The organism is Citrobacter sp. RHBSTW-00524 (assembly GCF_013747755.1).
In the GTDB taxonomy this organism is placed as follows: Bacteria; Pseudomonadota; Gammaproteobacteria; order Enterobacterales; family Enterobacteriaceae; genus Citrobacter; species Citrobacter braakii.
Window position 1 is genome coordinate 2188198 of the sequence record NZ_CP056421.1, and the last position, 12817, is coordinate 2201014.

Sequence of the window (12817 nt, forward strand, 5' to 3'; positions counted from 1 at the left end):
CGTAAAAATCCGGGAAAAATAAAGTGGCGTATTGTGCGCTAATGCAGGGAGAAAACCAACTCCCAGGGCATATACCAAAAATTCGCCAGCACCATTAGCAACAGCGAACACCAGGTCGCGCTCATGCCTGAACGTCGCCAGCGGAAAAGCCGGTGATGGAATCCGTAATAATGCATCAGTCGTCCGGCAATCAAAATCAGCCCGCAAATATGCACCATCCACGTTTCTGCGCCGTTCATCTCCATAAATAACAGCAGCACCAATGCGACGGGAATATATTCCACCGCATTACCGTGAATGCGGATAGCGCTTTGTAGTTCACTAAAACCTCCGTCACCATATGCAACGCGGTATTGCATGCGCAGGCGAACGACGTCAAAGGAGAACTTAATTAACAATAACGCACCCAATACGGCATAAAGCGCGCTTACCATACAAACTCCCTTTTAAAATGGCTGATGGCATTGACTATGATAGGTGGCATTTTCAGAAAAGAGAAGATTGCTGTGGAATAGACGGCGCTGATCCGATCTCTGGCAGGGCGCTGCGTAAATTTGCCCATAGCGTATCGACAAGCTCCGGGGCCTGCGCGATATCCGGGGTATGTAAAAACAGATACGGCGTTGTGGTTTGTTGCCATTGCGACAGCTTGGTCAGCCAGACGGCAAAAAGCGCGCTGTTTTGTGCCATATTATCGCTGCCGATAAAGCGTACCATCGGATGGTTTGCCGTCACCACCGCATGCACCGGAACCTTTGGCTTCTTGCGCTGGGCGTCGCGTATCGCTTCAGTATGTGGTATGGCGGCATGTACCGGTCGACTGTCCAGCATTAGCAAGGTCTAAATACACTATATGGATGACTAAGCATATACATGTAATGTTGAGGTGTTAGAATGGGGCTGTTAGCCCCAAATATTGTTAGTAATTATCCCTGACAACTTCATCATATCTTTCAATGAAGGTGAGTTGCTTATTACTACCATTATAACTATCAACCCATTTGTCAACAGCTTCATCGAATAGAAATAAAAAATCCGTATAATTAATATATACTATATTATCATGATATTGAGTTGGGTGACCTCTTTTACATACAGCAATGCTAAGACGTCTTTCTTTCCCTTGAGTGACTTTGTGTGAGTTTAGGTTGGTCATATGAAGCAATGAATTTCTTAATTCATATAATTCATCAGAAGTTACTCCAAGGCTTTGTATATTTGAGTATGTATCTAACCAATCTTGAAAAACTCTTTTTTTGTTGCCGAACTCAATGTAAGCGATGGTATCAATAAATGACATTAAAAGTTTGAAGCTTGATAAGTAATGTTTTTTGTTAAACAGGAGTCTTATTGGTTCCATGTGGTCATCATTGAGGAGTTTTTTAATATGAAAGCCATCATCTTTCATGTAGTTGTCAAGGTAGTCAGGTAAGTCCTTTACGCCTTCAATGTGATAATTAGGGGTGTGTCTGTTCCTTAATCGTTCTGAAGTTGATAACTGAACCTCATATTGTATTTTACCTTTTACAACTTGGGTAACAATAACTAAAGGGTTTTCTGGTGCATTTAGAGCTTGTAATGCTAACTCAAATGGAATGACAGAATTCCCAAATCGCAAGTTTGCATTATATCTTGCAAGTGTCAATTTATTATTGTCGTCTAAAACTGAAGGGTGTATGTCATAGAATAAACGACAAGATGCCAAGTCAACATCTAAATTACGTTGTAAAAATTCCAATTTTTGTGCATCACTACCATCATACTCATGAGGTACAATTCCTGCATGAGTAATATGAATCCCATCAGGACAAAAACAAAATATGTTGTAGATAATCTCTTTCATATATATTGAACCTCCTGTTGAAACGAAGTGCACATTATCTTAGTAAAATACATTTGTCATACCCAGAAGATAATTGTGATTAATCATTAGGTTATACATAAATAAAGCCAGCCTGTAAATAACAGGGCTTTATCAGGTGGCTACCTATGTGATTTAACGGTGTTTATCCAAGCATCTATGCAGTAATACACAGATTCTATGCAGTATCAGGTATAGTCTCTTTTGGGTGTAACTTATTGATATATATAAATAATCTATACATTCTCAGTTCGGGGTAAGCTGTGTCGTATCAGTCATCCATCTCTCGACCCCTAGAAAAGTGCTATATACAGGGCTATATAACGATGTGTAGATAGTTGGTCACCATATGTTACAGTTGCAAGAGATAACAATCAGCTACGTGATGATTAGAATGTAATGGTTGTAAATCTTCGTAGTTCCTCCTTAAAAAATCGTGAAAGGTAATCTTGTTAGCTATACAGAATTTACTTAGATGCTTCTTAGTGCGTGAAAGAGTCATTATGTTAAAAACATACTGTGTTTATATCAGTACTGATTTATAAGGAGTTATCTTATTATAGGGAAAAGGTCTGGATAGATATGTAAGAGGCGTTCTTCTAAGTTATTGATGTAAAAGGTCACAGAAGTTTGTGTCTGTTACAGGGAAATCTGGAGAAGTTTTCACAGAGCTATAAAATGTTACAGTCATTGATAGGTTTAAACTTCTTTAAAATTATCATTAGATGTGAATGGGTTTTTGTTGGGCCTCATGCAGTAATCCATGAAGAAAGTCAATGATATTTTAAAATTCTGCAAAGGGGGTGCTATATCGTGAATGTACCGTACCAAGCAGACATAGACCTGTGACAGATATTTTTGAAGATTTTCAGAAGGGGGGGGTTGAAGAAAGGGCTAGTCATTTTTTATAAAAAAATTTTGAGGCTGGATATTGTCTGTACAGATTTTATACAAACAAAAAAGGACTCCCGAAAGAGTCCCTGTAAGTCGATTTTTAACGTGGCTACGACAATCCACCCACACCGTACCTGACACTACCATACAGCACCCTACCCGACCTTACCTCGCCGGACACTGCCATAAAGAGGTACATGGTTACTTTGGAAGAAAACCTAGTACAGTGAGCCATTATACATATCGAGATAATAACGTCAAGAAACTTTTAACAGGAGGGGTTCCTATGGTCACTATATCCCTCTCTTCCCAATAAGAGAGTCTATATAGCACCCAAGCAACTATTGACTAATAGATTTGATAGAGTCTATCTCATAGGTCAACTTCATAAACTCAGAGCTAAGTTACCTTGAAAGATTCTACCAAGAAACTACACAGGTGTTACCAAGTTGCTAGGAAGGGATGTTTAACGGGAGGAAGAGAACCATGAAACCGGAGGTAGGCTCTATCTTAACAGTGACTGTAAGAGATATTCTTGAGAGTTTCTAAACAAACCTTCTTAAATGAAGGGCAGATATCCGAGAAGATATCTCGTTTAGAAGACTTCTCAAAAGCTCTTAAGAAGTCCGTTAAGTAAGGGCATGTCAAAAATATTAGCATTTGTCAAGGGGTCTGTCTTTAGCAAAAAGTGCTAAACTCAATAAATAGCACTAAATGCTAAACAAGTGTTTAATAATTATACTAAGGACGCTTCGCTTGTGTCACATCCAATAATCAATGTCGGTCGTTATCATGGTGGTTCTGATGACTGGCGTACACCGTATCGTTTATTTCATAACCTGCATCGTGAGTTTAACTTCAGTCTGGATGGTGCTGCATCTGAGCATGACACGTTACTACCACGGTTCACCAATGATATAGCCAATCAATCGTGGATTGGTGAAAAGGTCTTCTGTAACCCGCCGTTTAGCATGGCTGAAAAGTTCCTCTTAAAAGCCCCTGAAGCTGATGTGTGTGTATGTCTGGTTCCGCACAGGTCAAAGACAACTTACTGGCTTCGATGTGTATATACAAACCCCTTCCTGCATGAGATTCGAACGTTACACCGAGCAGTCAAATACCTTCCACCAGCAGGGAAGAGAGGTGTTGTAGTGCGTTCACCGTTTCCAAGTTGCGTCTTAATATACAGGAACACACCCCGCAAACCGAAGGCTGAAGTTACACAGACAATCTATTGTGGTGACACAATGCTTTTACTTGCCGTGGTTAATAGGGGTGGTTTACGTGGAAGACCTCATATGCACGATGCACAGACGCTCGACAGGCTGATTAAAATGTATGACCAAGGGCAACCCATTAAGAGTATAGCCGAAGCGCTAAGAATGCCTCTAAGCACCACTTACAAGATTGTTCAAAGGTTGAGCTAAGATTCTCATATAGAGTGCTGATTACGAGAATGTTAAAGAGGCGATTCCCCTTTCTGGGGTTATTCGCTTTTTACTGGAAGGGGTATTTTACAGAGGTTTTTCAAACCCCCTCAATAATAGAAACGAGCAACAAACGAAGAGCGAGAAATAAAATATTGAGATTGGTGAACGGGGTCTGTAAATATTGTTTAAGGGGGCGGTTAAGAAGGGAGCTTCCCTTTCTGGGGTGTCGCTCTATGGGTGAAGTTAACCTTTGAAGTTCCCTGTGAAGAGTCTTGTCAGTTCTATATATTGGCTAATTACAACTCATTGATGAATAAGGATTTTTTCTACAAACTGTCAACTAGATAGCTGAAAGTGACCAACTGAAATATACAGCTTCCCGGCTTTGTCAAGAGATTTCACTACCCACCAGCTAAAATACTTCAGAGGTGGGAGTGATAGGGGTTAGGATGGGTCTTGGTGGTTGTCTTCACGGCCTCTGTCTTTCAGGTCAAACGACCATTCACGACCAAACAACCTAAAGACGATAAGCACTCTTAGGATGAAGTAACGGAGCAGGACGCCAATAACAAGCCCGACACCGCCACCAGCAAGGTTATCCGCTAGGGTCTGAGGGATGGTAAACATTCATATTCTCTTCCTGTGTGCAATGCAAAACATGTGACCGAACGATACAGCCACGCCTTCTAATAATCCCTCTCTCATAAAACCATTATACCACAAATGTTACGAAGTTGTTAAAAAACACTTGACATTAGCCCTTGAAACTGCTAATATTGTATATATAGTTAACAGAAACATAACATCTTATGAGAGTCAGAATATGAATGATAGACGCAGAATTTAGAGCGATGCTTCAGGCATCAAAAGAACGCAACAAGCACAACTCCTACGCTTACACAAACAACCCAACCCGCCACGAAGTACCCAAGTTCACCAGAGCAGAGCGCAAAGGCATTGACGAAGTAATTCGGGCAATTACACCGAGGAACCGTTATATGCCAACACGAAAAACAACAAAGAACACTATCAAGAATTATCTGGCTAACTTTGATTCTTACGAACAACTACCAAGCAAGCTTGATGATATTTTTATTGGATTCTGTAGAAGCGAGGGTCACCCGAAATACAACAAGAAATTGTTTTATCTTCTGAAGAATCTTGATGAAATTAACTCAGGGGTAGTGACAAATTATCTTCAGCGACAAGCAACCCGACTAAGCTACGAATTACCAACTGATGCCTATTGTGCATTGCTTGCTGTGATGTGCGCAAAGTTAATTGGTGTTGTTGAACATCATATTGCCGTTGGAAACATCGAACCAATCGAAAACGAACAAGCAGACTTTGAGTTTGACCCATATTTATTGGCAGAAGGATTTTAAATAATGACCAAACACACATTAACCAGAGTTACAAAGACAGCCTTTGACGAACTTAACCGAATCAAAAACATTACAGGGTTATCACATGCAGCAGTAATGAAACTTGCAATTAACCGTGACATTAACGAACAAGATTTGCTTAATAGTCGCTTAGAGTCTGCAAGGCATCATATCAGGATTACACAAGATGACCTTGATAGTCTGAAGTCTTCAAATGCTTTTAAACTGGACTTGGCAAGACTTTTAAGCATCAAGATTCAAAAGTTAGCGATGGAGGTTTAATGTATGACTTTTATAAACATCGTGACCATTTGGTAAGATTTGACGGCAAGGTCTGGAAAGACGTAACGCAAACTAATAAACCTAAGTTTACCCACCAGCAATTAGCCTCAAGATTCGATATCTGGACTGAAGCACAAAAAGATAATGGTGATTTCGAGTTTATCAGAGGTTTTGATTATGCTTACGAAGACGACCTTAAAGACGCCATTAAATTAATTGAGAATTTCAACTCTATTAAAAATGGTGACAAACACAAAGCCAATGGTAACAGATACGATAAAGATTTAATCATTGATGCAATCACCAAAGGACAATCACAAAGTTATATTTCTGAGAAATACGGTTTATCACGTAGTCAATACTACAAGATTAAAGCATCCGTGTAAGTATGTGAGAATGAGTGAGACTCAGAGATGAGTTACCCTATTACTAAGGTGTCTCACTCCCTCTGTAACCCGCATGGTTACTGACCTCAGAATGGCTATTTTGACAGGTTTAAGATGTGTTTTAATTGATTCGATAGAAACTATCTCATAGAGGATTTAAAAAATGAACGAATACCCATTACAGATTTTTGTTGATACTGACACAGTAAATATGGTTCAGGCTTTCACTGATGCAGGTATTAGCATTGACTTTGACAAGTTGTTAGCTTTGACGGCTGAGAACTCAGAAGAAATTGAAGATTATATTCAGTCGGTGAAGTTTAACGAGCCTCGAATGATGCTACCGATTACAGACAGCAACATGAAGCGCTTAATTATCGAACAGACAAACAAATACAGCATTTCCCCAGAGCAATTTCTGAAAGGTGCTGTGACAATTATCTACAGTGACAATATTTTTCAACTACAAACAAACGAGGTTTTACACTAATGAAAGTACAAATTGACATGAGTATCAAAAAGTTCGACTTTGAAAAAGTCTTTGAGCGGGTTAAAGGTGATATCGGGGTGTATAATAATATCACTATTGGTGAGCCTGTAGGAGTTATTGAAGTTCCTGATTCTCTGATTGAGACAAATGGCGCTTACTTTGCCTCTCCTGTGCATGCTGTTAAGCGAGTTATCATTGCCGCAAGAGCAAAAGGGATTCTGTAATGGATTTAGTAATTGCTTGGACGATATTGGGTTTATTATGTGGCTGCTGGATAGGTAACACAGTAAATAAGAATTGATGTTACCAGATTGTTAAAAATGTGTTTGACAAATAGCGTTAAACATGCGAATATAGTTATATAGGGAGAGCAATTCTCTCTATTTATATTTCAACAAAAAACATCTAGTGGATAGATATTCTGGTAAGTGCAATGCTTGCTTAATCATAGCTTTTCGAGTCCCACACTTGAGAGGCTATTCTAAGAAGCTTTAACCAATCCTGATATATCCTACAGACGTTAGCCCTAATGAGGATGCTTAGGGCATTTCTTCAAGTGCTTTTGTTAGAGAGTCTTTGAAGAAAGTCTTCACCTGTCTTTCATTTTAATAAATCATCCAGCCCTTCACAGTTTTCTGTTTAGGGCTTTTTCGTCAAGTACACTTGGTAGTCTTGGATAATTCATAGTTACCTCTTCTAAGTGTGGCTATTGAGTGTACTTCACGAAAACTTAAACACACACTTAGAAGGAAATTTAAAATGACTATTCGCAATGAGTTTGAAAAAGAAATCGATAGCAGACCACTAGCTATTAACTCAATTGGTAATGGTGCTCATCCGGTACATAAACAGCAAGAAGCAATTGCTGATAAAGTTGCTAGGGATGAATGGGAACGTAAGACAGCAATCCCAAGTGAAATTATCAATGTTTATCCTGAACCAACTGAGTTACCTGATGTATGCAAGACTGAGGCATTACTTGAGCTTGAGCGGGAATATTACCCATTGCTGAAAGCACAGCGTATTAAGCTTGATATTGCTTACGACAATGTGAAGAACTTTGAAGAAACTGAGAAGCCAACTGATTTTGATATTGAAGTGGAAATTAGACAAAATCCATTCGCGTATTACTCAGTTGAAGATAATGATGGTTTTGGTACAGCAAGAGAGAATGTTTCAAAGGTTCTTCAGAGCATCCCTGAAGGATTCCGTTTAATTGATGTTAGACCAGCTTCACGCGGTACAGGCTCATATGTTTTATTGTCTGATAAAACAGATGAAGAGATTTGTCTGTTAGCTGAAAAGAATCTGCTTGAGTGTCATAGCAAACAATTAAACAGATTTAAGCAAGAACTTGCTAACCAGCTTAAAGCTATGAAGCAACTAATCAGCGACTATGAAGCACAGAAGAAACAAGCATTGCAAGCTGATATTGAGCAGCTAACTAAGATTTCTAGCAAATATGCAAAGGCTATTTGATATGGTGTGAGGTGATGAATGATTGATTTACAGCAGCGTTACGAGGTTATTAAATCTGTTTGTGAAAGTTTGAAGCTGCAACCAAACAAGCCAAAGCTACGAATTAAGAGTAAGCGCCAAATTATCACCTCGCATAAAGCAAAGGTACGTAAGATTCCTTCGTGGTGCTTGGATAAGTTACCATGTGATGCACAGATTTTAGGTGAAGATGGGATTCATACTTACGTTTACCATTAATAAGAATTGGTTGGGTCAAACTAATACGGGAGAGATTATCGAATAAAATCGGTAACTCTCCTTTTTTGTATGAGGTGAAATATGAATGAGCAAGTTTACAGTTGATTCGTTTATCGTTGAATTAGGCTTCAATGAAAACGTTATTAAGGGATTGCAACGAGTTGAAAAACTCGCTATGCAGTCAGCTACAAAGATTGAACGTAATTTAAATAAAGCATTTAAAGTTAACCCAAAGAGCATGGATAAGGATTTAACAGCCTCTTTAGGGAATATGGAAAAGAAGATTAACCAGACTTTTAATAGATTGGAAGAAAGAGCTAAGGAAGGTGCGAACAAGTTCCTGATATGAGATCATCATATTCATCCGGAGCGCATCCCAGAGGGACATCATGAGCCATCAACTCACCTTCGCCGATAGTGAATTCAGCACTAAGCGCCGTCAGACCCGAAAAGAGATTTTCCTCTCCCGCATGGAGCAGATTCTGCCATGGCAGAATATGACCGCTGTCATCGAGCCGTTTTATCCCAAGGCGGGCAATGGCCGACGGCCCTATCCGCTGGAGACCATGCTGCGTATTCACTGCATGCAGCATTGGTACAACCTGAGCGACGGTGCCATGGAAGATGCCCTGTACGAAATCGCCTCCATGCGCCTGTTTGCCCGATTATCCCTGGATAGCGCCCTGCCGGATCGCACCACCATCATGAATTTCCGCCACCTGCTCGAGCAGCATCAACTGGCCCGTCAATTGTTCAAGACCATCAATCGCTGGCTGGCCGAAGCAGGCGTCATGATGACCCAAGGCACTTTGGTGGATGCCACCATCATTGAGGCACCCAGCTCGACCAAGAACAAAGAGCAGCAACGCGATCCGGAGATGCATCAGACCAAGAAAGGCAATCAGTGGCACTTTGGCATGAAGGCCCACATTGGTGTCGATGCCAAGAGTGGCCTGACCCACAGCCTGGTCACCACCGCGGCCAACGAGCATGACCTCAATCAGCTGGGTAATCTGCTTCATGGAGAGGAGCAATTTGTCTCAGCCGATGCCGGCTACCAAGGAGCGCCACAGCGCGAGGAGCTGGCCGAGGTGGATGTGGACTGGCTGATCGCCGAGCGTCCCGGCAAGGTAAAAACCTTGAAGCAGCATCCGCGCAAGAACAAAACGGCCATCAACATCGAATACATGAAAGCCAGCATCCGTGCCAGGGTGGAGCACCCGTTTCGCATCATCAAGCGGCAGTTCGGCTTCGTGAAAGCCAGATACAAGGGGCTGCTGAAAAACGATAACCAACTGGCGATGTTATTCACCCTGGCCAACCTGTTTCGGGTGGACCAAATGATACGTCAGTGGGAGAGATCTCAGTAAAAACCGGAAATAACGCCAGAAATGGTGGAAAAAATAGCCTAAATAGGCTGATTCGATGTGTTTGCGGGAAAAAAATCGGCCCAGATCCGCGAAATTTTAATCAGCGAGTCAGCTTGGGAAGAAATGACCTGCTTATTCGCACCTTCCCTAAGTCTACGAAGGTCTTTAAGTTCAAAACTCAGGTTGAAGAAGCTGTTAAAGCAGCAAGGCAACCACGAATTAGTGGTAGCCGAGCAATCACAGCAGCGCATAGTGTGAATATGTCTAAGCTTGGTGATGTTAATCCGCTAATGGCGAAAATGTTTAAAGCACAGTATTACAGCTTAAGCGGTAAGGCTGGTAATATTGGAAATGAAAAGTTTAATGTTGAGCTTGCAAAGATAAATCAGTCTCTTCGTGAAGCGCTGGGTAAATATAGGTCACAGACAAAGACCACCAACATCAATAAAGTAAATGATTCCTTTGGTAACTTAGCAAGTAATGCAATTAAGTTATCAGGTGCATTCTATTCTGTAATGGGTGCTCTTAACGCTTACAAGAGCATTATGAATGCTGGTTTGAAAAGAGATTCAGCACAGCGAGCATCTAAATTTGTTCTTGGAGATAAAGCGCCTGAAGCTGAAACATTTATCAGGGGGTTGGCAGACAAGACAGGTTTAAATATCAGTGAAGGTCTATCAAGCTACGCTAAGTTTGCCGCTGGTGCTCAGGGTTCTATGTCACAGGATGAGACACAACAACTATTTGGTAATGCAACTGCTATGAGCCGGTTAATGGGGCTTAGTAACGATGAGCTAAACGGCATTTTGAAAGCTTTTGAGCAAATGGCGAGCAAGGGCAAGATTCAGGCTGAAGAACTTCGTGGTCAGTTAGGTGACCGTATGGCAGGTGCATTTAAACTATTCGCTGAAGCATTGGGTATGACTGCTACAGAGCTTGATGCAGCCATGAAAAACGGGAAGGTACTTTCCGCTGATACTCTTCCTAAAGTCGCTAAACAGATGGGCTTGATGATTGATAAAGCGGGTGGTTGGGCTGAAGTCGCCAAGAGCACTCAAACCGCTTTAGGGAAGCTGGCTAACAATTGGGATGATACGCTTGTTAAAGTCTTCTCAGGTTCACAGGATGAGTTAAACGGCTTCTTAACCAGCCTAAGCAGCTTGCTTAGTGAAATGGGTATGGTTAGCGGTTCTGCTGGTGATGCTATCGGTGGGCTTATCAACATGCTTAAAAATGGTGTTGATGATATTCGTGTGTTCAATAACAAACTTGAAGGGTGGATGCTTCAGGTTAAAAAGTTCTATTTCAGTCTTGATGATGCACAGCAAAAGTTAATTGACGGTGCTGGTGAGAAACTACTTAATTTCGTCAAAGGACTTACTATGGCGTTATCAGTGAAAGCAGTAGCAAGTTCTACGGCAGGGGTTTTAAATCTTGTCAGGGCAATTACAACGCTTGGAGCAAGAGCTAATCAGGTTGCTGGACAGGTAACTTCACAGGCTGGCGGTAAAGGTGGGAGATTTAATGGTGTAGTTGGTGGTGTTGGTACTGCTGCTGCATTTGGTTTCGCTAATGATGGAACTGAATTAGCTTTAGCGTTTGCCTCAATGATTCCACAAATTAGAGGTGTCACTCTTGCATTGTATGCGCTGAAGAAAGCCGCTAATTATGTTAATTCAGAGTCAGCTAAAAACGCTAATCTACATCCTTCTGGTGTCGGTGTTGGAACTGATTTTAACCCTGCTTATTCAGGTGACCCTGATAAACCGAATGAAATTAATGAAGGGTGGAATCGAATTTTTAGTTCAGTGGGTGATTTTTTGGATAATGCAGCTTTGAATATTGCAAGATTCCAGCATCCAGAACTAAATAATATCACTCAGAACAGTTTAACAAGTTCAGATATTCAGTCGTTACGGAATGAAATTAATGCTTTGAGTAAGCGTATTAAGGAACCTGTTAAAGTCTCTCTTGGTGGTGAAGTTGCTATTAAACCAGACCAAGATAGTTTTATTAATTTCAGCAACAATATCTATGATAACTATGCAGAGGCTACTTTAATTAGCTCAAGCTATCCAGAAGACTAGTAATTTAACCGTGTGTTACGTGAAAAATGAAAACTGATGCCTATAACTACTCAGGTGCATTCACGTAGCACACCACTAATAGATGAGTAGGAATACAACAATGTTTGATACAAAGCAAATCAGATACTCAGGTAAGGATGGGGTTTATTTCCATCTACATGGTAACCCAGATAACTTTCTGTCACTGTCAGCAACAGAGAATATGGAATATGACTCCCCTATGATGGTGACAACTCAGGCTATGCAGTCTGGGCAGACCCTTACGGATAACGTTCAAAGAGCACCTAAAACAATCACTATCTCTGGTGCTGTAGTAGTAGGTTCCAGCGGTTCTATTATAAGAACCCGACAAGGGCAACTTGTAGAAAACTTTATTTCAACTGTAGAGACTTGGAGAGACCAGAAGCAAATTATTTCAATCATCTGTAAAGATGGTATTAAGATTGATGATGCAGTAATTACACAGTTTAAAGCTTCCAAGGAGCATACTATCTCGAACGGTTTAAGAATCCAGATGGTATTCCAAGGAGTAGACTTTAAAGCAGTGGTAGGAACAACTGATGTTTCTGCTGCAACTGGTAAAACGGCAACTACTAAAGATGATGGTGTAACTTCTAAGAAGAATACAGGGAATACCACAACGTCTTACGGTTCACCAATGTTATCTTGCAAAGAATTAATGCAGGTAACAGATTTATCGGGCTATTCACCAGAAGGAAGAAGCAAGATTCTTGATGCTCAAATTAGCTGTAATAAGTCTTGGAAGATTGACTATTCAAGTCTGTCTAAGGAAGGTGCGAATAAGCAGGTCATTTCTTCCCAAGCTGACTCGCTGATTAAAATTTCGCGGATCTGGGCCGATTTTTTTCCCGCAAACACATCGAATCAGCCTATTTAGGCTATTTTTTCCACCATT

At 40.8% G+C, this 12817-nt stretch carries 14 protein-coding genes and 2 pseudogenes; 12 read left to right on the forward strand and 4 right to left on the reverse strand.

All coding sequences use genetic code 11. The features are described from left to right. Nucleotides 1-38: 38 nt before the first annotated feature. The 3 genes and pseudogenes from HV229_RS10475 to HV229_RS10485 all read right to left on the reverse strand — a co-directional run bounded on the left by HV229_RS10475 (nucleotide 39) and on the right by HV229_RS10485 (nucleotide 1843). Complete coding sequence (locus tag HV229_RS10475; RefSeq protein WP_181547507.1) at nucleotides 39-434, reverse strand: MAPEG family protein; 396 nt, start codon at nucleotides 432-434, stop codon at nucleotides 39-41. Between the two features lie 52 nt (nucleotides 435-486). Further along, nucleotides 487-831: pseudogene (locus HV229_RS10480) on the reverse strand (DUF72 domain-containing protein); the annotation flags it as partial. 88 nt (nucleotides 832-919) lie between these two features. Continuing rightward, entirely contained in the window at nucleotides 920-1843 is a 924-nt protein-coding gene (locus tag HV229_RS10485) for a hypothetical protein (protein WP_181547511.1), read from the reverse strand. Between the two features lie 1670 nt (nucleotides 1844-3513). Here HV229_RS10485 and HV229_RS10490 point away from each other — a divergent pair. After that, nucleotides 3514-4182 (forward strand): DNA N-6-adenine-methyltransferase, encoded by a 669-nt coding sequence (locus tag HV229_RS10490; RefSeq protein ID WP_137370516.1) that lies wholly within the window; start codon nucleotides 3514-3516, stop codon nucleotides 4180-4182. Nucleotides 4183-4629: 447 nt separating this feature from the next. Here the strand turns inward: HV229_RS10490 and HV229_RS26510 are convergent, their stop codons facing one another. Next, a complete protein-coding gene (locus tag HV229_RS26510) occupies nucleotides 4630-4812 on the reverse strand; it encodes a hypothetical protein (RefSeq protein WP_137370515.1) in 183 nt (60 codons plus the stop codon). Nucleotides 4813-5012: 200 nt separating this feature from the next. Between HV229_RS26510 and HV229_RS10495 the strand changes: the two genes are divergently transcribed. The 11 genes and pseudogenes from HV229_RS10495 (at nucleotide 5013) to HV229_RS10545 (ending at nucleotide 12799) form a co-directional block, all read left to right on the forward strand. Continuing rightward, on the forward strand, nucleotides 5013-5570 hold the full coding sequence (locus HV229_RS10495) for a hypothetical protein (protein WP_137370514.1): 558 nt from the start codon (nucleotides 5013-5015) through the stop codon (nucleotides 5568-5570). Further along, entirely contained in the window at nucleotides 5571-5852 is a 282-nt protein-coding gene (locus tag HV229_RS10500) for a hypothetical protein (RefSeq protein WP_137370513.1), read from the forward strand. After that, nucleotides 5852-6238 carry a hypothetical protein gene (locus HV229_RS10505; protein WP_000272011.1) on the forward strand — a complete coding sequence of 129 codons (387 nt, stop codon included), beginning with the start codon at nucleotides 5852-5854 and terminating at the stop codon, nucleotides 6236-6238. Before HV229_RS10500 ends, HV229_RS10505 begins: the two co-directional genes overlap by 1 nt. Before the next feature lie 163 nt (nucleotides 6239-6401). Then, the gene (locus HV229_RS10510) at nucleotides 6402-6728 is read left to right on the forward strand and encodes a hypothetical protein (protein WP_181547513.1); all 327 of its coding nucleotides are present in this window, start codon (nucleotides 6402-6404) and stop codon (nucleotides 6726-6728) included. Beyond that, the gene (locus HV229_RS10515) at nucleotides 6728-6952 is read left to right on the forward strand and encodes a hypothetical protein (RefSeq protein ID WP_137370511.1); all 225 of its coding nucleotides are present in this window, start codon (nucleotides 6728-6730) and stop codon (nucleotides 6950-6952) included. The genes HV229_RS10510 and HV229_RS10515 overlap by 1 nt, the downstream gene beginning before the upstream one ends. Nucleotides 6953-7487: 535 nt before the next feature. Next, a complete protein-coding gene (locus HV229_RS10520) occupies nucleotides 7488-8207 on the forward strand; it encodes a transposase (protein ID WP_181547515.1) in 720 nt (239 codons plus the stop codon). A gap of 18 nt (nucleotides 8208-8225) precedes the next feature. Then, nucleotides 8226-8444, forward strand: a complete 219-nt coding sequence (locus HV229_RS10525; RefSeq protein WP_181547517.1) for a hypothetical protein — start codon at nucleotides 8226-8228, stop codon at nucleotides 8442-8444. 85 nt (nucleotides 8445-8529) lie between these two features. Then, nucleotides 8530-8766 (forward strand): annotated as a pseudogene (locus HV229_RS10530) (tail tape measure protein); the annotation flags it as partial. Between the two features lie 67 nt (nucleotides 8767-8833). Further along, nucleotides 8834-9814 carry an IS5-like element ISKpn26 family transposase gene (locus HV229_RS10535; protein WP_000019445.1) on the forward strand — a complete coding sequence of 327 codons (981 nt, stop codon included), beginning with the start codon at nucleotides 8834-8836 and terminating at the stop codon, nucleotides 9812-9814. After that, nucleotides 9796-11901, forward strand: coding sequence for a tape measure protein (locus HV229_RS10540; protein WP_249417793.1), 2106 nt, complete (start codon nucleotides 9796-9798; stop codon nucleotides 11899-11901). The genes HV229_RS10535 and HV229_RS10540 overlap by 19 nt, the downstream gene beginning before the upstream one ends. Nucleotides 11902-12001: 100 nt before the next feature. Continuing rightward, entirely contained in the window at nucleotides 12002-12799 is a 798-nt protein-coding gene (locus tag HV229_RS10545; RefSeq protein WP_249417794.1) for a phage baseplate protein, read from the forward strand. Nucleotides 12800-12817 lie beyond the last annotated feature (18 nt).

Bases quoted from the DNA above. Each gene is read 5' to 3' on its own strand.
- HV229_RS10520 (WP_181547515.1), top strand. From the start codon at position 7,488: ATGACTATTCGCAATGAGTTTGAAAAAGAAATCGATAGCAGACCACTA.
- HV229_RS10515 (WP_137370511.1), top strand. From the start codon at position 6,728: ATGAAAGTACAAATTGACATGAGTATCAAAAAGTTCGACTTTGAAAAA.
- HV229_RS10525 (WP_181547517.1), top strand. From the start codon at position 8,226: ATGATTGATTTACAGCAGCGTTACGAGGTTATTAAATCTGTTTGTGAA.
- HV229_RS10485 (WP_181547511.1), bottom strand. From the start codon at position 1,843: ATGAAAGAGATTATCTACAACATATTTTGTTTTTGTCCTGATGGGATT.
- HV229_RS10535 (WP_000019445.1), top strand. From the start codon at position 8,834: ATGAGCCATCAACTCACCTTCGCCGATAGTGAATTCAGCACTAAGCGC.
- HV229_RS26510 (WP_137370515.1), bottom strand. From the start codon at position 4,812: ATGTTTACCATCCCTCAGACCCTAGCGGATAACCTTGCTGGTGGCGGT.
- HV229_RS10545 (WP_249417794.1), top strand. From the start codon at position 12,002: ATGTTTGATACAAAGCAAATCAGATACTCAGGTAAGGATGGGGTTTAT.
- HV229_RS10505 (WP_000272011.1), top strand. From the start codon at position 5,852: ATGTATGACTTTTATAAACATCGTGACCATTTGGTAAGATTTGACGGC.
- HV229_RS10475 (WP_181547507.1), bottom strand. From the start codon at position 434: ATGGTAAGCGCGCTTTATGCCGTATTGGGTGCGTTATTGTTAATTAAG.
- HV229_RS10510 (WP_181547513.1), top strand. From the start codon at position 6,402: ATGAACGAATACCCATTACAGATTTTTGTTGATACTGACACAGTAAAT.
- HV229_RS10495 (WP_137370514.1), top strand. From the start codon at position 5,013: ATGATAGACGCAGAATTTAGAGCGATGCTTCAGGCATCAAAAGAACGC.